The organism is Bradyrhizobium sp. STM 3561 (genome assembly GCF_045571455.1).
GTDB lineage: Bacteria > Pseudomonadota > Alphaproteobacteria > Rhizobiales > Xanthobacteraceae > Bradyrhizobium > Bradyrhizobium vignae.
Window position 1 is genome coordinate 961,612 of the sequence record NZ_CP120695.1, and the last position, 19,355, is coordinate 980,966.

24 protein-coding genes and 2 pseudogenes are annotated in these 19,355 nt (G+C 64.1%); 11 read left to right on the plus strand and 15 right to left on the minus strand.

Annotated elements, in window-relative coordinates; all coding sequences use genetic code 11:
* Positions 1-21 precede the first annotated feature (21 nt).
* Together P6U28_RS04165 and P6U28_RS04170 are read left to right on the plus strand one after the other, a co-directional pair.
* Positions 22-639 (plus strand): annotated as a pseudogene (locus tag P6U28_RS04165) (diguanylate cyclase domain-containing protein); the annotation flags it as partial.
* Between the two features lie 176 nt (positions 640-815).
* Positions 816-1,028: a hypothetical protein gene (locus tag P6U28_RS04170; protein WP_122404736.1), complete on the plus strand. Its 213-nt coding sequence runs from the start codon at positions 816-818 to the stop codon at positions 1,026-1,028.
* A gap of 19 nt (positions 1,029-1,047) precedes the next feature.
* Here the strand turns inward: P6U28_RS04170 and P6U28_RS04175 are convergent, their stop codons facing one another.
* Complete coding sequence (locus tag P6U28_RS04175; RefSeq protein WP_407121816.1) at positions 1,048-1,884, minus strand: universal stress protein; 837 nt, start codon at positions 1,882-1,884, stop codon at positions 1,048-1,050.
* Between the two features lie 211 nt (positions 1,885-2,095).
* Between P6U28_RS04175 and P6U28_RS04180 the strand changes: the two genes are divergently transcribed.
* Together P6U28_RS04180 and P6U28_RS04185 are read left to right on the plus strand one after the other, a co-directional pair.
* On the plus strand, positions 2,096-3,634 hold the full coding sequence (locus P6U28_RS04180; RefSeq protein ID WP_407121817.1) for a Do family serine endopeptidase: 1,539 nt from the start codon (positions 2,096-2,098) through the stop codon (positions 3,632-3,634).
* Positions 3,635-3,898: 264 nt separating this feature from the next.
* Positions 3,899-4,261 (plus strand): hypothetical protein, encoded by a 363-nt coding sequence (locus tag P6U28_RS04185; RefSeq protein WP_122406814.1) that lies wholly within the window; start codon positions 3,899-3,901, stop codon positions 4,259-4,261.
* 12 nt (positions 4,262-4,273) lie between these two features.
* Here the strand turns inward: P6U28_RS04185 and P6U28_RS04190 are convergent, their stop codons facing one another.
* Both P6U28_RS04190 and P6U28_RS04195 read right to left on the minus strand, forming a co-directional pair.
* On the minus strand, positions 4,274-4,549 hold the full coding sequence (locus P6U28_RS04190; protein ID WP_407121818.1) for a DUF6496 domain-containing protein: 276 nt from the start codon (positions 4,547-4,549) through the stop codon (positions 4,274-4,276).
* Positions 4,550-4,637: 88 nt separating this feature from the next.
* Positions 4,638-4,832 (minus strand): DUF3072 domain-containing protein, encoded by a 195-nt coding sequence (locus P6U28_RS04195; RefSeq protein ID WP_122404732.1) that lies wholly within the window; start codon positions 4,830-4,832, stop codon positions 4,638-4,640.
* Positions 4,833-4,957: 125 nt separating this feature from the next.
* Between P6U28_RS04195 and P6U28_RS04200 the strand changes: the two genes are divergently transcribed.
* The gene (locus P6U28_RS04200) at positions 4,958-5,179 is read left to right on the plus strand and encodes a hypothetical protein (protein WP_407121819.1); all 222 of its coding nucleotides are present in this window, start codon (positions 4,958-4,960) and stop codon (positions 5,177-5,179) included.
* A gap of 188 nt (positions 5,180-5,367) precedes the next feature.
* Here P6U28_RS04200 and P6U28_RS04205 read toward each other — a convergent pair whose 3' ends face one another.
* Together P6U28_RS04205 and P6U28_RS04210 are read right to left on the minus strand one after the other, a co-directional pair.
* Positions 5,368-5,610: a hypothetical protein gene (locus P6U28_RS04205; protein ID WP_407121820.1), complete on the minus strand. Its 243-nt coding sequence runs from the start codon at positions 5,608-5,610 to the stop codon at positions 5,368-5,370.
* A gap of 93 nt (positions 5,611-5,703) precedes the next feature.
* Complete coding sequence (locus P6U28_RS04210; RefSeq protein WP_407121821.1) at positions 5,704-5,961, minus strand: hypothetical protein; 258 nt, start codon at positions 5,959-5,961, stop codon at positions 5,704-5,706.
* A gap of 141 nt (positions 5,962-6,102) precedes the next feature.
* On the opposite strand from P6U28_RS04210, the gene P6U28_RS04215 reads away from it, so the two are divergent.
* Complete coding sequence (locus P6U28_RS04215; protein ID WP_122404728.1) at positions 6,103-6,324, plus strand: hypothetical protein; 222 nt, start codon at positions 6,103-6,105, stop codon at positions 6,322-6,324.
* Here P6U28_RS04215 and P6U28_RS04220 read toward each other — a convergent pair.
* Together P6U28_RS04220 and P6U28_RS04225 are read right to left on the minus strand one after the other, a co-directional pair.
* On the minus strand, positions 6,321-7,808 hold the full coding sequence (locus P6U28_RS04220; RefSeq protein WP_122404727.1) for an HWE histidine kinase domain-containing protein: 1,488 nt from the start codon (positions 7,806-7,808) through the stop codon (positions 6,321-6,323). The two genes, P6U28_RS04215 and P6U28_RS04220, sit on opposite strands and share 4 nt — an antisense overlap.
* A gap of 13 nt (positions 7,809-7,821) precedes the next feature.
* The gene (locus tag P6U28_RS04225) at positions 7,822-14,118 is read right to left on the minus strand and encodes a HAMP domain-containing protein (RefSeq protein WP_407121822.1); all 6,297 of its coding nucleotides are present in this window, start codon (positions 14,116-14,118) and stop codon (positions 7,822-7,824) included.
* Positions 14,119-14,405: 287 nt separating this feature from the next.
* Between P6U28_RS04225 and P6U28_RS04230 the strand changes: the two genes are divergently transcribed.
* Positions 14,406-14,702, plus strand: coding sequence for a hypothetical protein (locus P6U28_RS04230; RefSeq protein ID WP_122404725.1), 297 nt, complete (start codon positions 14,406-14,408; stop codon positions 14,700-14,702).
* 6 nt (positions 14,703-14,708) lie between these two features.
* Here P6U28_RS04230 and P6U28_RS04235 read toward each other — a convergent pair whose 3' ends face one another.
* Complete coding sequence (locus P6U28_RS04235; RefSeq protein WP_122404724.1) at positions 14,709-15,221, minus strand: DUF4142 domain-containing protein; 513 nt, start codon at positions 15,219-15,221, stop codon at positions 14,709-14,711.
* 93 nt (positions 15,222-15,314) lie between these two features.
* Between P6U28_RS04235 and P6U28_RS04240 the strand changes: the two genes are divergently transcribed.
* The 3 genes from P6U28_RS04240 (at position 15,315) to P6U28_RS04250 (ending at position 16,020) form a co-directional block, all read left to right on the plus strand.
* The gene (locus P6U28_RS04240; RefSeq protein WP_122406813.1) at positions 15,315-15,512 is read left to right on the plus strand and encodes a hypothetical protein; all 198 of its coding nucleotides are present in this window, start codon (positions 15,315-15,317) and stop codon (positions 15,510-15,512) included.
* 102 nt (positions 15,513-15,614) lie between these two features.
* Positions 15,615-15,746, plus strand: coding sequence for a hypothetical protein (locus P6U28_RS04245; protein ID WP_283811006.1), 132 nt, complete (start codon positions 15,615-15,617; stop codon positions 15,744-15,746).
* 70 nt (positions 15,747-15,816) lie between these two features.
* The gene (locus P6U28_RS04250) at positions 15,817-16,020 is read left to right on the plus strand and encodes a hypothetical protein (protein ID WP_122404722.1); all 204 of its coding nucleotides are present in this window, start codon (positions 15,817-15,819) and stop codon (positions 16,018-16,020) included.
* Positions 16,021-16,153: 133 nt separating this feature from the next.
* Here P6U28_RS04250 and P6U28_RS04255 read toward each other — a convergent pair whose 3' ends face one another.
* Entirely contained in the window at positions 16,154-16,396 is a 243-nt protein-coding gene (locus P6U28_RS04255; protein WP_160118869.1) for a hypothetical protein, read from the minus strand.
* A gap of 171 nt (positions 16,397-16,567) precedes the next feature.
* Here P6U28_RS04255 and P6U28_RS04260 point away from each other — a divergent pair, with 171 nt between their 5' ends.
* Entirely contained in the window at positions 16,568-16,735 is a 168-nt protein-coding gene (locus tag P6U28_RS04260) for a hypothetical protein (RefSeq protein ID WP_164936955.1), read from the plus strand.
* Here the strand turns inward: P6U28_RS04260 and P6U28_RS04265 are convergent.
* The 6 genes and pseudogenes from P6U28_RS04265 to P6U28_RS04290 form a co-directional block, all read right to left on the minus strand.
* The gene (locus tag P6U28_RS04265; protein ID WP_122404721.1) at positions 16,732-17,217 is read right to left on the minus strand and encodes a hypothetical protein; all 486 of its coding nucleotides are present in this window, start codon (positions 17,215-17,217) and stop codon (positions 16,732-16,734) included. The two genes, P6U28_RS04260 and P6U28_RS04265, sit on opposite strands and share 4 nt — an antisense overlap.
* Positions 17,217-17,564: a DUF3147 family protein gene (locus P6U28_RS04270; protein WP_122404720.1), complete on the minus strand. Its 348-nt coding sequence runs from the start codon at positions 17,562-17,564 to the stop codon at positions 17,217-17,219. The genes P6U28_RS04265 and P6U28_RS04270 overlap by 1 nt, the downstream gene beginning before the upstream one ends.
* Positions 17,561-18,148, minus strand: coding sequence for a phosphatase PAP2 family protein (locus P6U28_RS04275; protein ID WP_122404719.1), 588 nt, complete (start codon positions 18,146-18,148; stop codon positions 17,561-17,563). The genes P6U28_RS04270 and P6U28_RS04275 overlap by 4 nt, the downstream gene beginning before the upstream one ends.
* An 89-nt stretch (positions 18,149-18,237) precedes the next feature.
* Positions 18,238-18,578 (minus strand): annotated as a pseudogene (locus tag P6U28_RS04280) (hypothetical protein); the annotation flags it as partial.
* Positions 18,487-19,038 carry a DUF4142 domain-containing protein gene (locus P6U28_RS04285; RefSeq protein ID WP_122404718.1) on the minus strand — a complete coding sequence of 184 codons (552 nt, stop codon included), beginning with the start codon at positions 19,036-19,038 and terminating at the stop codon, positions 18,487-18,489. The gene P6U28_RS04285 and the pseudogene P6U28_RS04280, both read right to left, overlap by 92 nt.
* 88 nt (positions 19,039-19,126) lie before the next feature.
* Positions 19,127-19,354, minus strand: coding sequence for a hypothetical protein (locus P6U28_RS04290; protein ID WP_027570944.1), 228 nt, complete (start codon positions 19,352-19,354; stop codon positions 19,127-19,129).
* Position 19,355: the final 1 nt, after the last annotated feature.

Genomic DNA, 19,355 nt, shown 5'->3' on the forward strand with positions numbered 1-19,355 from the left:
GCGCCGCTCTGCTCTGAGGAAATCTTTCCGGCGGACGTGGCCCGCATGGTCACCGAGCAGGACCGCCGGGTTATCGCGAGCGGCATGCCGATGTTCCTCGAGGAGCATCTGCTCGAAGTCGGCGAAGGCCGCGACCGCGTCGTCAATTCACGCAAAATGCTGATCGCGGATGGCGACGGGAATCCGCAATACTTGGTTGGCGTGATCGAGGACGTCACGGAGCGCGTCACCACCCGGCAGCGCATCAGCCATCTCGCGCATCATGACGTGCTGACTGACCTGCCGAACCGCAGCGCCTCCAATGCGGCGCTCGCCGAGCGGTTGAAGCGGGCGGGGGAGGCGGCGACCAGTTTTGCCGTGCTGAGCCTCGATCTCGACCGCTTCAAGGAGGTCAACGACGTGTTCGGTCACCCCGCCGGCGATCTGCTGATGCGAGCGGCGGCTGACCGACTTGCCACGGAAGCCGAAGGCGCCTTCGTCGCCCGCATCGGCGGCGACGAGTTCGTGGTCCTGATGCCCGAGGACGCGCGCCGTGAGGACGTTCTGGTGCTGGCTGAACGCCTGGTCGAGACGATCGGCAGGGAGCTGGAGGTCGACGACTATCTCTCCAACGTAGGCCTCAGCGTCGGCGTCGCGTTCTGCAGTCGTTCCCGTTCGACAAGATCAAGCTCGAGGTTCCAGGCGTCCGCCGGCGCTATTTGGAACTTGGGCCTGACGACCAAGTTCAAGTGCGGGGGCGCAGCAAATCTTTTGCACAACCGCCATCGACCTGACGCAAATCAGGGCAATAACCCTAGCAAGCGAGGGAGGGTCTCATGGAGAACGTACGTCGCTACCGGGCGCTGGCGTCCCTCTGTCGCCAGCAGGCGGCCTATCGGCCGCTCCAGAATTGGGAACTGCTCGGCCGGGCCGAACATTTCGAACATCTCGCCGAAATCGAGCTGAAGGCGCATTTCGACGCCTGCAATGTGCAACGCGACAAGGACGCCGCCGCGCCCACGACATGGGAAACTCCCGTCGCGGCGTGATGGCGCCATCCGGCACGGCTCAATGCGACATCAGCGTCGGGACCGTCATGGCATCCAGCATGGCGCGGGTGACGCCGCCGAGAACGCGCTCCTGCAACCGCGAGTGGCCGTACCCGCCCATCACCAGGAGATCGAGACTCTCGTCCGCCGCCAGTGACAGGATGGTCGGTTGAATGTCGGCGCGCGTTGCCGAGAGGGCGACCGTGCGGGTCGACAGTCCGCGCCGGCGGAGATGTTTTGTCAGACTGTTCGCTGACGCTTCGTTGGAGGCGGCGTCGGTCTCGTTGATGGTGATGATCACGATTTCTGCGGCGCGCGCCAGGAACGGTGCTGCGTCGCGCACAGCGCGGGCAGCGAGGCGGCTGCCATCCCAGCAGATGCCGATCCGGTTTGCCTTGAAGGCTCCACGGAAGGTGTAGGGCAGGAACAGGACCGGGCCGCCCGCCTGGAACAGGATCTCGCGTGGCATGTCGTTGTCGAACGAGCCTTGCGTCGGATCAGGCTGAAGCACGACGCTGAGGTCGTGCAGTCGCGCCATCTCGCCGAGCGAGCCGGCTGCATCCGCCGGGATCGCGCCGAGTGCGTGGCAGGCGTAGGAGATGCCGGCGTTCGCCGCCTCGCTCTTGAACACTGCGAGCGCGGCCTCGGCCCGCTCCACGGCGCGCTCGCGTTCCAGTTCGAACACGGCCGCCACCGCGGCGCCGCCTTCCATCACGTAAGCTGCACTGGTTACGACATAGCCGACCGCGACCGCGTCGAGATGCGCGTTGAGTTTCGCCGCGAGCGAGATCGAGCCGTCGATCGCCGAACGCATGGGACGTTCGGTGGGAATGTGGACGAGAATGTCTTTGTACATGGCGCGCCTCCAGTGGACATCATCCGGTGGTTGCAGTTTTTCACTGCGCGAAGGACCCGTGTTGAGCTGCATCAAACGGCCAGCGACCGTTTGCTTGCTGCGCCTGCTCCCCCATTCTTTGCCGAGATTTAATCGGGTGGACGGGACGCCGTAAGGTAGCAACGACCATGTTGAGGGCAAGGCGACACCAGCTCAACATGGACATTTCGACATGAACGATCGCATCAATTCCAACATTACCACGTCTCGCAAGATCTTGCGGCCGCGCCGGCTCGTGCTGCTCGGCACCGTGGCCGCGCTGGGCGTGGCCGCCCTGTCAGTTGCCCCAGGCACTTCGCCGTTCGGGATGAACTCCTTCATTGCGCCGGCTCAAGCTGCGGAAGCCGTCGCAACACCGCCGGGCTTCGGCGATCTGGTCAGCAAGGTCAAACCCGCGGTGATCTCGGTGCGGGTCAAGATCGACCGGGACAACGACAAGAGCGCGATGCTGCAGCAGAACCGGATGGACCAGGACGAGGCTTCTCCGTTCGACCAGTTCTCGCGGGAGTTCGGCTTCCGCTTCCCGGGTGGCACGAACGGCGTGCCGCACCGCCACCAGGTCATCACCGGCGAAGGCTCCGGCTTCTTCATCTCCGCTGACGGCTATGCCGTGACCAACAACCACGTCGTCGACCATGCCGAGTCCGTCCAGGTGACGACCGATGACGGCACCATCTACACCGCAAAAGTGGTCGGCACCGATCCGAAGACCGACCTTGCCCTGATCAAGGTCGACGGCAAGAAGGACTTTCCGTTCGTCAAGTTCTCCGACCAGAAGCCGCGCATCGGCGACTGGGTGGTCGCGGTCGGCAATCCCTTCGGTCTTGGCGGCACTGTAACCGCCGGCATCGTCTCGGCCAGCGGCCGGGATATCGGCAACGGTCCCTATGACGACTTCATCCAGATCGATGCGCCCATCAACAAGGGCAATTCCGGCGGGCCGGCTTTCGACATGAACGGCAACGTCATCGGCGTGAACACTGCGATCTTCTCGCCGTCGGGCGGCTCGGTCGGTATCGGCTTTGACATTCCGGCTTCGACCGCCAAGCTCGTCGTCGCGCAGTTGAAGGAGAAGGGCGCGGTGACGCGCGGCTGGCTCGGCGTTCAGGTGCAGCCGGTGACGGCCGAGATCGCCGACAGCCTCGGCCTGAAGCAGGCGCGCGGCGCCATCGTCGACAATCCGCAGGACGGCAGCCCGGCGGCCAAGGCCGGCATCGAAGCGGGCGACGTCATCACCGCCGTCAATGGCACCACGATCAAGGACTCCCGCGATCTCGCCCGCACCATCGCCACCTTGGCACCGGGCACGTCCGTGAAGCTCGATATCTTCCGCAAGGGCGACAGCAAAACGGTGACCCTGACGCTCGGCGAGCTGCCGAACGAACAGCGGGCCGAGAACAAGGCCGATGACGGCAAGATGCAGCCGAGCGCCGGTACGCCGCGCCTCGGGCTTGGTCTGGCTCCAGCCGGCGAGGTGCAGGGCGCCGGCCAGAAGGGCCTCGTCGTCACCGAGGTTGACCCGCAAGGGCCGGCGGCGCAGCGCGGCATCCAGACCGGTGACGTCATCCTCAATGTCGGCGGCAAGGCGGTCAGCAATGTCGGCGAGATGCGTTCGGAGCTGGCGCAGGCCAAAGCGTCGGGCAAGCGCAGCGTTCTGTTGCAGGTCAGAAGCGCGGATGCCACCCGCTTCGTCGCGGTGCCGCTCGTGTAAGGCGAAGCTCGACCGGCGCAAGTCCAGAAAGGCGGCCATCGGGCCGCCTTTCGCATACGCAATCAAGCTCGCCAAGGCCCGATAACATTCTCGTTAACGGCAGGGACGATGACCCGGTGCGTCCGAAAAAGCCGTGTTCACTGGTCACAGTTCCTCTGTGCTCTGCTGCGACGTAGCCGCGGAGCCCAGTTGCAAGCCTGGAACTTCGAACCTTCCCGGCGCCTTATGGAACTGGCCGGTGGTTCACATTTGATCGGTGCCGACATGGATCGATTGAAGCTCTCGCTGAGGAGTGCGCTGCTCCTGGCGCCATTGGTGCTCTGGCACGGAAACGCGCTCGGGCGCGACGACGGCCGCTACGCCGACTCGCCCCTCAAGCCATGGTTCGACAGCCTGCGCAGCCATCTGGGTCCGTGCTGCTCGGATGCGGATGGGGTCGCCGTTGCCGATCCAGACTGGGAGTCGCACAACGGGCGTTACCGGGTGCGTCTCGATGGACAGTGGATCGAGGTGCCGGACGAAGCCGTCATCACCGAGCCGAACCGTGCAGGCCGCACCATGGTGTGGCCGGTGAAGACTGCGTTCGGGATTTCGATCCGCTGCTTCATGCCGGGGAGCATGATCTGAGACTGATCAGCGTCAGCGCTTGCTGGATTTGCGCTTCGACGACTTCTTCGACGACGTCCTGGAGGTCTTCTTGGCGCTCTTGCGCTTCGACGCCTTCTTCGGGACTTTCTTGCCCTTCTTGCGTGCCTTCGACAGTCCGATTGCGATCGCTTGCTTGCGGCTCTTCACGCGGCCGCCGCGTCCCCCGCGGCCGCTCTTCGCGGTGCCCTTCTTGTAGCGCCGCATCTCGCCTTCGACATCGCTGCCGGCGCTGCGTGAGTAACGGCGTTTCTTTGCCTTGCGTGCCATGTATGTTCTCCCTTGGCCGAAGAAAAACCATTCGGCACGGCCATGGTTCCGGGAGCGCCTATGCAATGTTCCAAACGCGAACCGCTGCCTAGAAGGAATTCGCCAGCTCTATCTCCGCTTCGAGGGCCTGGATGCGCCGTGCGGCCTCGCTGAAGGACAGATCCCGTGCGTATTGGGCGGGTTGATAGGCCTCTTCACTCAGCCGTTTCAGCCTGAGGCCCTGCGCTCGTGTCATCTGCTCGCTCAGGAAAGCCCTAGCATCGTATTGACCTTGAACCTGCATGTCTCTCCTCCTCTCGCCTCCGTCCAGAAATCGTGACTTGACTATATGTTCTTATTTTGTTCTAACAAGGCATGGACAACAGAATTAATGAAATTCGACGTAAAATCAGAGCCTTGAGGCTTGAGATGGCCGACGTCGAGGCGTCGGTGCGCGACCTCGTCGAGCGCGATCACGACTGCACAGAAAGGGCCCTGGCGCAGATGGATCTGCGCCGGAAAATCAACCTCCTGATCGACGAATGGAGGGCGGCTGGTGGCAGCGACGTTCTGCCCGATGTCCGCGACCGGGTGCGCCTTCGTCCCGTGAAGGCAGTCGGCAATCCCGTCCACGCAATCGGACGCCGCTGAGATCTTTGGAAGCGTATGGCGGAGGAAGAGCAGGACCCATACCGGATCTCGCAACTGCCCGTCGAACCGCGATGGCGTTGAGCGTGCGTCCCGGGTGCCGGAAGCGCGTGGATGCCGAATCCTGACAGCTCGGAGCGTCGAGCAAGGGCCCCGCAGTGGCGGAGCCCTCCATGGATTACGGGGAGCGGCTATTTGGTGTTGGTCATGCCGCCTTTGTTCGTCATGGTGCCGCCCTGATCGGAGCCGGGACCAGAGCCGCCTTGGCCGGAAGGATCAGCGCCCCGGGTAGACTTGGTATTGGCGCCGGTGGTCTGCGACGATGACATCGAGGATCCGTGCTTGGCCTTATGCGACTTCGCCTGGGCGGCGAGCGGCGCGGCGGCTAGGCCGGTTGCCAACATTACGGCGAGAGCGAGCTTGGTCGTCTTCATGCGGGAAACTCCCTGAGTTGAATTGACGCAGGCAGCCAACCGCTATTCGCCGCAGGAGTTCCCAACAAAGCATTTCCACGCGTCACGCACGCTTCAAGATTGCTTGTCCTCTGCGAGGATGAACACGACGCCAGTGAGCGTTGCGCCGATCGCGAACGTCGTCACCAAGGTGAGGACGAAGACCGCAACGGCTTGGCTTCCGCCGTTATTGAGCAGGTTGGCCACGGCCGGATTGGACAGGACGAGCGCGAGGCTGAAGATGAGGCCGAGGGCTGCGCCCATCATTGCATGCGTCATCAGCTTAATAAGGCCGCTGGCAGAGATCAGCTCAGACGACTTCTTGGTGCGCATGGGACTGAATCCCGAACTGGCATGCCAACGCACGCGCAATTGCCGGGTTCCAGCCGATCGAACGAATTTGTCGTCACTCGCTTCATCCGACGTTCATGCCGGGCTTGCGAGGATGGGTGTCATCAAAACGGGAATATCGATATGGGTAAGGTAGTCTTTCTTTACCGCTCGCTGGCCTATCGTAGCGCGGCCGTGGACATCTTGCGCAAAGCCCGCAGGCTGCCGCGCGGAGCAGAGCGAAATGCGGCACGCCGCTACGCCAGGGCGTTGCGCGATCTCGCCCGAACGGAGGCCTGGCTGGAAGGACGGGTCGCGCGCGAACCGCGGATGGCCCGGCGGGTGACGAGCGCAGCGTCCGGTTAGCCGGATGCGCGCTGCAATTCGGCGGAGCCAGCGGTATCGAATTTGCCGGGTGCGCTGGTCGCCGTCTTGCGTGTCAACGGCACCTCCAGGCGGCACAACAGGCCTTCGGCTCGCCAATCGAACTGCGCCTGTCCGCCAAGCTGGGACTCGATGCTCGCAAGCAGGCTCCGCGTGCCGAAGCCGCGCGATTTCGGTGTCATGACCAGCGGACCGCCCGACTCCTCCCAACACAGCGTGAGCAGTTCGTCCTCGACCTGCCAATCGATCGCGAGCCGTCCCGATCGGGTCGAGAGCGCGCCATACTTTGCCGAGTTGGTGAAGAGCTCATGCAGTGCGAGTGCCAGCGTCTGGGCCGTTGCCGGCATCAACTGAACTTCGGGACCTGCCAATCTGATCTGGTCGCCGAGCGAATAGGGCGCAAGCTCCTCGTCGATCAACTTGGAGAGCTCAGCGCCCTGCCAACTCGACAGCGACAGGATGGTATGCACGCGCGCCAGTGCATTGATGCGCCCCTCCACCGCGTTGACATAGGCCTTGACCTCGTCGGCCCGCGTGAGGCGCACGATCGACTGCGCCAGCGCCAGCGCATTCTTGGCGCGGTGATCGACTTCCCGCGCGAGGAGGTTCTGCCGCTCTTCGGCGCGCTTGCGTTCTGTGATGTCGACGGTGACGCCGCTGACGCGCACCACGCGCCCGCTCTCGTCGACCGTCGCGGCCGCCGTGCCGACGCACCAGCGCACCTCGCCGTCGGGCCGCACGATGCGGAACTCTGTTTCATAGGCGCGCGTGCCCTTGTTGAATTCGGCGATCGCTTTGCGCAATTGATCGACGTCATCGGGGTGCAATAGCGCCTGAACGTTGGCCGGATTGACCTCGAAGCTCTCCGGGCTGACGCCGAAGATGCGGTATTGCCCCTCGTCCCACATCCAGTCGCCGCTGATCCAGTCCCAGTCCCAGGACCCCATCTTGCCGGCAGCGATCGCCATGCTGCGCCGCTGCTCACTCTCGCGCAGCTTCGCGGTGGAGCTCTCCAGTTCCGCGGTGCGTGCGCGGACGCGGTCCTCCAGCTCGTGATTCAGCCGTTCGAGCTCGCGCGTCTTGCGGTAGAGCTCGGCAAACACCTTGATCTTGGCGCGCAGCACTTCCGGCACGACCGGTACCGGGACGTAATCGACCGCGCCCATCTCGTAGCCGCGCAACCGGTCGATGTCGCTGACCTGGATGGCCGAGATGAAGATCATCGCGGTCTTCTGGAAGCGCGGATGCTCGCGGATCATCGCGGCGAGCTCGAAACCATCGAGCTCGGGCATGCAGACGTCGACCAGGATCACCGCGATCTCGGTCTTGAGCAGAACCTCAAGCGCCTCCCGCCCCGAGGAGGCGATCACGAGGTTCTCGCCGAGATCCTTCAGAATCACCTCATAGGCGAGCAGCTTGGCGGGCTGATCGTCGACGAGGAGGATGTTGACCTTTTCGTGGTCCATTCGCGGATCCAACTCAGCGGTGCAGCCACATGCGGATCGCAAGCAGCAATTGGTCGGTGTTGACGGGCTTGGCGAGGTAGTCGGACGCGCCGGCTTCGAGGCACTTCTCACGGTCGCCCTTCATCGCCTTGGCGGTCAATGCGATGATCGGAACACGGGCGAAGGCCGGGTTCTCGCGGATCACGCCGATGGTCTGATAGCCATCCATCTGCGGCATCATGATGTCCATCAGCACGATCGCGATCTCCGGATTGGATTCGACCAGTGTTACCGCCTCGCTGCCGGTCGTCGCCGTCAGGACCTTCATGCCGCGTCGTTCCAGCACGCTCGACAGGGCGAAGATGTTGCGGGCGTCGTCGTCGACGAGCAGTGCGGTCTTGCCGATCAGGTCCTCGTCGGAACTGTTCAGCTTCTCCAGCATACGCTGCTTCTCGATCGGCAGTTCCGTGATCACGCGGTGCAGGAACAGCGCGGTCTCGTCGAGCAGGCGTTCCGGCGACTCCACCCCCTTGACCACGATGCTGCGTGCCATGGTGTGGAGCTCGGCATCCTCTTCCGCCGACAGCTCGCGTCCGGTGAACACCACGACCGGGATGTTCGACAGCTTCTCGTCATTGCGGATCTGATCAAGCACCTCGAATCCGCTCATGTCGGGCAGCCGCAGGTCGAGCACCACGCAATCGCAGGGCTGCTCGCGCAGCGTCGAGAGCGCGCCGGCCCCGGTATCCGCGGCCAGGATCTCGATGTCGTCGTGGTGCAGCAGCTCGCGGATCGAGAGCTGCTCGGCCTCGTTGTCCTCGACGATCAGCAGCCGCTTGCGCCGCGGCCGCGCATATTCCTTGATCTGCGTCAGTGCGGCCGATACGCCCTCGGTGGTCGTCGGCTTGTTGACGAATGAGAACGCGCCGCGTGCCAGCGCATGCTGGCGGTCCTCGTCGAGCGTAATGATCTGCACGGGGATGTGGCGGGTGAGCGGATTGTGCTTGAGCTGGCTCAGCACGGTCCAGCCGAGCATGTCGGGCAGGAACACGTCGAGCGAGACGGCCGTCGGCTGGTACTGCTTGGCCAGATCCAGGGCCTCGGCGCCCCGGGCAGCGACCAAGACCTTGAAGCCCTTGTCACGGGCAAGATCGACCAGCACGCGGGCATAGTGTGGGTCGTCCTCGACGATCAGGAGGATGGTGTCGCCAGGCTCGAGGTTAAGCCGGTCGTCGGGAAGCTGCTCGATGACACGCTGCTGGTCAGGCACGGCCGGCTGTAGTGCCGGCGGCTGGCTGTATTGCTGTGACGCCGGCGCGGCTCGCGGCGCGAGCGTCGGGCCGGAATATTTCAACGGCAGATACAGCGTGAAAGACGAGCCCTTGCCCGGCGCGCTGCGCAGGTGGATCTCGCCTCCGAGCAGGCTCGCGAGCTCGCGGCTGATCGCGAGCCCGAGTCCGGTGCCGCCATATTTTCGGCTGGTGCCGGCGTCCGCCTGCTGGAATGCCTCGAAGATCAGCTTCTGCTTCTCCAGGGGAATGCCGATGCCGGTATCGGACACTTCGAAGGCGATCACGGCCGGCGCGGAGTTCAGCACCGGGTGGTCGATCCCCCAGCCGCCGACCGCGCCGGCGACCTTCAGGCGCACTTCGCCTTCGGCGGTGAACTTGAAGGCGTTGGAGAGCAGGTTCTTCAGGACCTGCTGCAGGCGCTTGGAATCGGTGACGATGCTGCGTGGCAGGTTCGGATCGACATCGATCTTGAACGACAGATTGCGGTTGTCTGCCTCGTGCCGGAACGGCCGGCCGACGGTCTCGAGCAGGTTCGCGGTCAGGATCTCCTCGGCGTCGACCGTCACCGTGCCGGACTCGATCTTGGAGAGATCGAGAATGTCGCTGATGAGGTTGAGCAGGTCGGTGCCGGCGCCATGGATGGTGCGGGCGAATTCGACCTGCTTGGCAGAGAGGTTGCCGTCGGGGTTGTCGCTCAGCTGCTGTCCGAGGATCAGGATCGAATTCAGCGGTGTGCGCAGCTCGTGGCTCATATTGGCGAGGAATTCGGACTTGTATTTCGAGGTCAGCGCGAGCTCGGTCGCCTTCTCCTCGAGCGCGCGGCGGGCCTGCTCGATCTCCTGGTTCTTGCGTTCGACCTCGACATTGCGCTCGGCGAGCTGCTGCGCCTTCTGCTCGAGCTGGTCGTTGGTCTGCTGCAATTCGCGCTGCTGGGTCTGCAACTCGCCGGCGAGCTGCTGCGACTGCTTCAGCAGACCTTCCGTCTGCATCGTCGCTTCGATCGAATTGAGCACGATGCCGATGGAGTCGGTGAGCTGCTCCAGGAACGTCATTTGCGAGGTCGTGAAGGAGGTGAGCGAGGCGAGCTCGATCACGGCCTTGACCTGGCCTTCGAACAGAACCGGCAGCACGACGAGGTTCTTCGGGGCGACACGGAACAATGCGGAATTGATCGGCACCACGTCCGTAGGAATGTCCGCAACGACCCGCGGGCGCCTGTCGAGCGCGCACTGGCCGATCAGGCCCTCGCCGAACTGCAGCACGCGTTGATAGGGAAAGACGCCGTCGCTGGCGTAAGAGGCGAGCAGCAGGAGCTGCGGGTTGTTCTCGTTCTCGACCTGGTAGATCACGCCGGTATGCGCGTTCACCAGCGGCGACAATTCGGTAAGCAGCAGACGGCCGACGGTGGTGAGGTCGCGCTGGCCCTGGAGCATGTTGGTGAATTTCGCCAGGTTCGTCTTCAGCCAATCCTGCTCGGTGTTCAGCTCGGTCGTGAGCCGCAGGTTGGTGATCATCGTGTTGATGTTGTCCTTGAGCTCCGCGACCTCGCCGCGGGCATCGACCTGGATCGAGCGCGTCAGGTCGCCCTTGGTCACGGCGGTGGCCACTTCCGCGATGGCGCGCACCTGTGAGGTGAGGTTGGCCGCCAGGAGGTTCACGTTGCCGGTGAGATCCTTCCAGGTGCCGGCTGCGCCGGGCACGTTGGCCTGGCCGCCGAGCCGGCCTTCGACGCCGACCTCGCGCGCCACCGACGTCACCTGATCGGCGAAGGTCGCGAGCGTCTCGGTCATGTTGTTGATGGTGTCGGCGAGCGCCGCGACCTCGCCCTTCGATTTCACAGTGAGGTTCTGCTTGAGGTCGCCGTTGGCGACCGCGGTCACCACCTTGACGATGCCGCGCACCTGCTCGGTCAGGTTCGCCGCCATGAAGTTGACGGTGTCGGTGAGATCCTTCCATGTGCCGGCGACGCCGGGCACCTGCGCCTGGCCGCCCAGCTTGCCCTCGGTGCCGACCTCGCGGGCCACGCGCGTCACTTCGCCGGCGAAGGCGTTGAGCTGGTCCACCATGGTGTTGATGGTGTTCTTCAGCTCGAGGATCTCGCCCTTCACGTCGACGGTGATCTTGCGGGAGAGGTCGCCGCGCGCGACCGCCGTGGTCACTTCGGCGATGTTGCGGACCTGCGTGGTGAGGTTCGCAGCCAGGAGGTTGACGTTGTCGGTGAGGTCCTTCCATGTGCCGCCGACGCCGGGCACGACGGCCTGACCGCCGAGCCGTCCCTCGGTGCCGACCTCGCGCGCGACACGCGTGACTTCGGCGGCGAAGGAGCGGAGCTGCTCGACCATCGTGTTCAGCGTGTCCTTCAAGAGAAGGATCTCGCCGCGCACGTCCACCGTGATCTTCTTCGAGAGGTCGCCGCCGGCGATGGCGGTCGCGACCTCGGCGATGTTGCGGACCTGGGCCGTCAGGTTGGAGGCCATGAAGTTGACGTTGTCGGTGAGGTCCTTCCAGGTGCCGGCAACGCCGGGCACCTCGGCCTGACCGCCGAGCTTGCCTTCGGTGCCGACCTCGCGGGCGACACGCGTGACTTCGCCGGCGAAGCCGTTGAGCTGGTCCACCATTGTGTTGATGGTGTTCTTCAGTTCGAGGATTTCCCCCTTCACGTCGACGGTGATCTTGCGGGACAAGTCGCCGCGCGCCACGGCGGTCGTCACTTCGGCGATGTTGCGGACCTGGGCGGTGAGGTTGCCCGCCATCGAGTTCACGCTGTCGGTGAGGTCCTTCCATGTGCCGGCGACGCCGGGCACGTTGGCCTGACCGCCGAGACGGCCTTCGGTGCCGACCTCGCGCGCGACACGCGTGACCTCGCCCGCGAAGCGGTTGAGCTGGTCGACCATCGTGTTCAGCGTGTCCTTGAGCTGAAGGATCTCGCCGCGCACGTCCACAGTGATCTTGCGGGACAGGTCACCACCGGCGATCGCGGTCGCGACTTCGGCGATGTTGCGCACCTGGGCGGTCAGATTGCCCGCCATCGAGTTCACGGAGTCGGTCAAATCCTTCCATGTGCCGGCGACGCCGGGCACGTCGGCCTGGCCGCCGAGCTTGCCGTCGGTGCCGACCTCGCGGGCGACGCGCGTGACTTCGCCGGCGAAGGCGTTGAGCTGGTCGACCATGGTGTTGAGCGTTTCCTTCAGCTGAAGGATCTCGCCCGACACGTTCACCGTGATCTTCTTGGACAAGTCGCCCTTCGCCACCGCCGTCGCGACCTCGGCAATGTTGCGGACCTGACCGGTCAGGTTGGAGGCCATCGAGTTGACGCTGTCGGTGAGGTCCTTCCAGGTGCCGCCGACGCCGCGCACGACGGCCTGGCCGCCGAGCTTGCCTTCGGTGCCGACCTCGCGGGCGACGCGCGTGACTTCGCCGGCGAAGGCGTTGAGCTGGTCCACCATGGTGTTGATGGTGTCTTTCAGCTCCAGAATTTCGCCGCGCACGTCCACGGTGATCTTCTTCGACAGGTCGCCGCCGGCGACCGCCGTCGTCACCTCCGCGATGTTGCGGACCTGCGCGGTCAGGTTCGAGGCCATCGAGTTGACGCTCTCGGTCAGGTCCTTCCAGGTGCCGGCAACGCCGAGCACGTTGGCCTGGCCGCCGAGCCGGCCCTCGGTACCGACCTCGCGGGCGACGCGCGTGACTTCGCCGGCGAAGGCGTTGAGCTGGTCGACCATGGTGTTGAGCGTCTCCTTCAGCTGAAGGATCTCGCCCGACACGTTCACCGTGATCTTCTTCGAGAGGTCGCCGCTTGCGATGGCGGTGGCGACGTCGGCGATGTTGCGGACCTGCGCGGTCAGGTTCGAGGCCATGAAATTGACGTTGTCGGTGAGGTCCTTCCAGGTGCCGGCGACGCCCGGCACCTGGGCCTGGCCGCCGAGCTTGCCTTCAGTGCCGACCTCGCGCGCCACGCGCGTCACTTCCGAGGCGAACGAGTTGAGCTGGTCCACCATCGTGTTGATGGTGTCCTTCAGCTCCAGGATCTCGCCGCGCACATCCACCGTGATCTTGCGTGACAGGTCGCCGCGCGCCACGGCGGTGGTGACGTTGGCGATGTTGCGCACCTGCGCGGTCAGATTGCCGCACATCGCGTTGACGGAGTCGGTGAGGTCCTTCCACGTGCCGGCGACGCCGGGCACGATCGCCTGGCCGCCGAGCTTGCCGTCGGTGCCGACCTCACGCGCCACGCGCGTCACTTCGGAGGCGAACGAGCGGAGCTGGTCCACCATCGTGTTGATGGCTTCCTTGAGCTGAAGGATCTCGCCGCGGACGTCGACCGTGATCTTCTTGGAAAGGTCGCCGTTCGCGACCGCAATCGTCACCTCGGCGATGTTGCGAACCTGGTTGGTCAGGTTGTTCGCCATCGAGTTGACGCTTTCGGTCAGGTCCTTCCAGACGCCGGTCACCTCGGGCACCTGGGCCTGACCGCCGAGCTTGCCCTCGGTGCCGACCTCGCGCGCGACGCGCGTCACCTCGGAGGTGAACACGCCGAGCTGCTTGATCATGGTGTTGACGATGGTCGCCGACTGCAAAAACTCGCCGCCGAGCGGACGGCCATCGACGTCGAGCTTGACGGTCTGGAGTAGGTCACCTTGTGCGACGGCGGCGACCGCGCGAGTCACCTCGCGCGTTGGCCACAAGAGGTCGTCGATCAGCGTGTTGACCGAACCTTCCATGTCGGCCCACGAGCCTGAGGCGAGGCCGAACTTCACGCGCTGGCGGGTCTTGCCTTCGCGCCCCACCACCTGGCCGACCAGCTCGAGCTGCTGCGCCATGCGCTGGTTGGCGGCGATGATTTCGTTGAGAGTGTCGGCAATCTTGCCGTCGATGCCGAGATAGTCGCCGCTCATCCGCACCGAAAAGTCACCGCTGCGCATCGCCTGCAAGGCGAGCAACAGCTCCGCCCGGGAATCCGGCTCCGACGTACCGTTGGTTCTTGGCTTTGGGACGCGACGACCGGAGCGTGATGCAGTTCCGGGATCGAGGTCGCTCATACTGATTCCCCCGCAGGCGTCGGCCGAATCCGCGGCAAGACGCGTTTGGTCGAAATGAAAATAGAGCGTCAGCCAAATTCGAAATCAAGCACCAAGGTGCGGCGCTAGGAAATGGAACCCGCTTTGCTCAGCCCGGCCGAGATAACGATGATCATCCGAATTGGTTCCACGCCACTTAGAAGGAAAATGCGTCGGGCGCCCGTCGCTCTGCTGGACCATTCGGCATTCCCTGTTCGGAACGGAGCGCCGCGCCCCACGGTTAGCTCACAACGACAGGGAGAACAGAAATGAAAGCAGGATTTGCCGCCATCGCTGTCATCGTGTTTGCCGCGGGATCGGCTTTGGCGCAGGGCGGTGCGCCCAGCGGGCGCGGCGCCGCGACCGGCGACCCCGCCGCAAGCTCCGCCAACCCGCGGGCGGAAACGCCAACCACCGGGACGGCCGGCCGGTCGAATCCGAGCGGCAGCGGCACGTCATCTTCGGGCGGCAAGGACGACAATGGCGATGCGGGTTTGGACAAGATGCCCGAGAGCGACCGCACCGTGCGACAGCAGAGCCAGCAACATCATCCGAACGACAAGTAGAGGCGGCTATTTGTCCGCCATGGTGCGCTCCGCGTCCCTGACCTGCGAACGCAGCATCGGGAGCTGTTCGCGCGCGAACGCTGCGAGCGCCGCATTGTCGGGCGCCTTCAGATAGCGTTCAAGCAGGCTGATGATCGATTCGTACTCGGGAATCTGCGCGGCATAGAAGCTTCTGACGTAGGTTGGACCATCCGACATTTCGGGCTCGACGAGGCTCGCGGTCGAGGATGTCGCCCTGCCGATGTGCAGCTCCGCGCCGATTGCCTCCTGGATCTCCTTCAGACTCTTGTCGCGCTTGGCCGCTTCCTCGGCGCGCAGGGCGGCGAGATTCTTGACCTCCGCATTGCCCTTGAGGTCGGTGTTCTCAAGCAGCCCCTGTTGAAATCGGCTGAAATTGTAGACGCCGCTGATAACCTCGACGGCGGTCGGCTGCCGTTCGCCAGGCTTTCGCTCGCCGGTACTGTCGCCAAGTGCCGCGGTGCTGATGAATGCAAGGATGATCGCGGTAACGACTCGCATCGATGTTAATGACGAGCGGCGCGCCGAGTTCCCTGAGTATTACGATCCGGTAACCGGGTTGCGATGCGAGAGTTCCGTCCCCACGTCGTTCACATGAAACAGTCTGACATCTTCAGGGATAACGCCGATAACTGTCTTCAGCTTGCCGAGCGAGCCGAGGGGAAGCCCGCCCATAAGCGCTATTCGCGCATGGCCGAGGCCTGGACGGCGCTCGCGAACGAGCAGGATTGGCTCGACGGCGAGATTCCGCCCCTTCCGCTCCACACTGCTGCTCCGAAGCAAGACGTGTGAAATCTGCATGTGAGATCGCTCACGGAAGGCAAGCAACTGATTTGGGATGATCCGGGAACTGTCGATCGCGTCGATTTCCAGTTTCAGAAGGAGGTTTTGACGATGGCTCCACGTCTGGCTCTTCTTTCCCTCATTCTCGCCTTTGGCGTCTCGGTCGCCTTCGCGACGGTGACGACGCTACGGCAGGTGCATCTCGAGAACGCATCCACTACCGTTCACGCGACGCGCAGCTAATTCTGTATCGGAACATTCGACGCCGCAGTGCGTAAGCGCTCTGAGACACCAGGAGAAGCGAGAGCCCATCATGGCCCATTCCGACCATGGCATCGTCAAGGACAAGCGTGCGGAGGAGCAGCCGCGTGACAAGCGGCGTGCACAGTCCGTGCACAAGACGGATCCGAAAGGTTCGCCCTCGCGTGAAGCGACGCGCGATCCCAAGCTGAGCGACGATAGCAAGACGCCAGGATCCGGCGTGATGCCGGACGGCTCCAGCGACGCGACAGGCTAGTTCCCACCGGAACGAATTCCCGCGGGAAGAGTCGACGGATTGCTTCCGGTTGTCATGCCCCCGGTGCGCCGGAAGCAATCTCCAAGGACGGTCCTGGCACTCCCGTGCCGGGGCCGTTTGCTTATGGACCGAATCAGCTGCCGCTCTCTGGATCCCCCTGAGTATGTCCGTCAGGCCCGCGGCCGAACACGCCGAAGCTGCTTGACTTCACACCGGCGGCGGCATCGACGCCCGCAGCGGCCAGTCCGAACTTGAGGAGTTCGCGGACCGCTGCCGCCCGCGTTGGCATGCGGTGTTTGAACCGGAAATCGTCGATGGCGGCCAACTCTTCCGGCGATAGCATGACCTGAAGGCGCTCGGCGCGAAGGTCGTTCATGGCGATCACGCAAATTGAGTAGGTTGAGTAGTTTACTCAACGAACCAACTTGGAGGGGGTTCCTCTAGAGCCAGAAATGTCTCCAACTGAGTATAAATGCGTTGCAAATCAATGAGTTGTGTTTGAAACCTATTTTGCCATACCGCATTCTTCCCAAAAGGGAGAGAGGCCATGACGGATGAAGTCAGGCTACCTCGCAAGCTTTCCGAAGAGCCCGAAGCATCCGAGCCGGTGCGGCCAAGCCATCAGAAGGTCATCGATCAGGTCGAGCGCTGGGCCAACAGCCCGGGGCTCCAGCCGCCGCAATCGCAGAGTTCGAAGGAGCCGAAAGCGAGCTAAGGCTTCACGAAGCGAGAGCGCTTTGCCGATGGTGAGCGGGCTGGTCGGTGCGACCTGCGCGTGACACGAAGCTTACGCCTGACCCACCAAGCCGACACGGAAACGCTTGCCCAAACCCCCAACGCCGCAATGAAAGCGAATGCGATGCTTGCGCCGACGGTGGCATGGAAGATGGCGGCGAACGCCGCGAGGCCGATGCTGCCGAGCGCCGCACCTGCGGCATCGAGCGCCGCGGCCTTCTGTCCGCGGCGCCGTCCGCTCAGGCCGGCCTTCTCCTTGGCGTGACGCTCGTGGCTTTCGATCAGCGTCGCGCTGGCACAGAAGATTGCCGGAAGTGCAAGAAAGAGCCCGCCGACAGAAACACCGAATTGCGAGCCGATGGCTCCGGCGAGCACCGTCGCGCAGCCGCCGAGCACGAAGCGAATGGCGTATTCGTACCATCGCGTCTCTTTCAGCGCCGATGACGACAGCTTAACCAGCATCAGGCGGCACCTCCCAAGCCGGCGAGCAGACCGAAGGCGACCACGAGCCATACGACGAAAGCGAGGATCGTGGCGGGGAGCGCGCCGAGACGGAACCTCATCAACAGGTGGCAGACCACGAGGCTGTAGCAGGCGAGCGCGATGGCGCCATAGATCATCGTCCAACTCTCGGCGGCGGCATATTGCTGGCCGTGCTGGACCACGGCGATGCCGAGGGTGGCCAGCGCGACCGAGGGCGCCGCGCCGAGCAGCCCGGCAAAGCTTTTTGGCCGCAGCATGTCACCGAAGATTGCGAAGACGGATACGATCAGACCGCCGGCAACGAAGCGCACGAGATATTCCGTCATGGCCGTCCCCGCGAGGCTTCGGACGGCTGCTGCCGTGACTTCGCCAGCGTGAACGGCCTGAACAGTCGCTCCACGACGATGCCGAGCGTGAATCCTGCCACCACGTCGCTGGTCCAGTGCGCGAGCAGCGCCACGCGTGTCAACGACAGCGCTACGGCCAGCGAACGTGCCAAGCGGCGGGAGGCCGGAGGCAACAGGCCGGCGGCTGAGGCAAGGGCACCCATATGCACAGCGTGACCTGAGGGAAATGCGTCGCGGGGACGCCCCGAATAAGGAACACCGCGCCAGTGGCCGCTCACCGTCAGCCGGTCCGGCCTCGTCTGGTCGAACAAGGTTTTCAAGACATGCGGTAATACGGCCGTCACCAGCGAAACCATCAGGACGTGATCGGCAATGGGACGCTGCTGCGGATGCCGGAGGCGGGTGTAGAGCCATCCCGCCGCAGCGAGCGCGACCAGCACGTGCTCGTCGGCGCCCCAGGTCATTGCTTGGGCGGCGTGCTCGAGGTCTGAATTGGTGTTCTGTGCGATCTCGTTCGCGACCGCCGTATCGATACGGGTGGGTTTGACTGTTACGAGCGCCATCGGTCCGCCGGCGAGATGTCCTCCATGACGATTTTGTAAAGCCCGTAGATAAAGAAGGTTCCTGAGTTCCGACCGCGGGCATCGGCACCACCGGTGCGTCCTGTCCTTCTGATCAACGCGATCACCTCCTGCGCATCCGGCCCTTCAGCCAGCAGATAGTTGATGCCGACATGGGCGCCTTCGCGCGCATAGGCGATCGCGGCGGCGCGGCCCATGCCCGAAATCCCCGCCGGTGATCAGCGCCTTGCGGCCGGCAGCTGGAGCCCTTGTAGCTGGTCTCGCACGACGCGAAGGACGCCGGCCAGGCCGGCGTCCTCGTTGGATAGCGACTGAGGACCCTATTTGGATTGACCGACGCTCGGCGCCTTGCCGAGCTCCTTGGCCATGTCGAGATGGTGCTTGAGTGCCGGCAGGGTCTTGCCGGCCCAATCCTTCAGCGCAGCATTGTCGCCGCCCTTGGCGTAGCGTTCGAACAGCGACACGGCGTCTTCATGGGCGCTGACCTGGTAGGAGTTGTAGTCCGAGCTGAAATCCTTGCCGGTCGCGCCTTTGAGCTTGTCGAGCTTGCTTTGGTGCGAGCTGTCGAGTGCCGTCGGCAGCGTCGCCTGGACCTTGCCGTTGCCGACCAGTCCCTTCAGCTCGCCGCTGGTCTTGGTGTGATCGGTCACCATCTGCTGCGCGAAGGATTTCTCCTGCGCATTACCCTTCTGCTCGGCGAGCTTGCTCGACTCGATCTCGAACATGTCGCTGATGGCGACCTCCTTGACGAAGTCGGTTGTGGTCGGCGCGACCCCGAGCGCCGAGTTGACGCCGGTCTTCTCGCCCAGCGATTGGGCCAATGCGGGGCCTGCCAGAAGCACGCAAGCAACGGCAACGGCGGTTCGTTTCATGATCCGATCCCTCCAATTGGTCGTGCGGCCACTTGCCGCGTCATGTTGCGCCGATCAACACGTCGCGAAGGCGGAGGTTCCTAACGGACTAGTCCGTGGGATTCCGGCCGGTCCGCGGATTGATGGGATCCGTCGGCTTGCGTCGAAGCCGCTCGGGCAGAAACGGCTCGGCCGGCGTGGCGGTTGCGTCGGCCCGTACGTCGGCATGACGCTGCGCCCGCTCATGCGGCGTCCGGTTGTCGTTGAAATGCCACTTCACGTCGACGCCGTCGACGGGGTCGTTGACGCCGTGCTGGATATCGCGGAAGTCACTCATG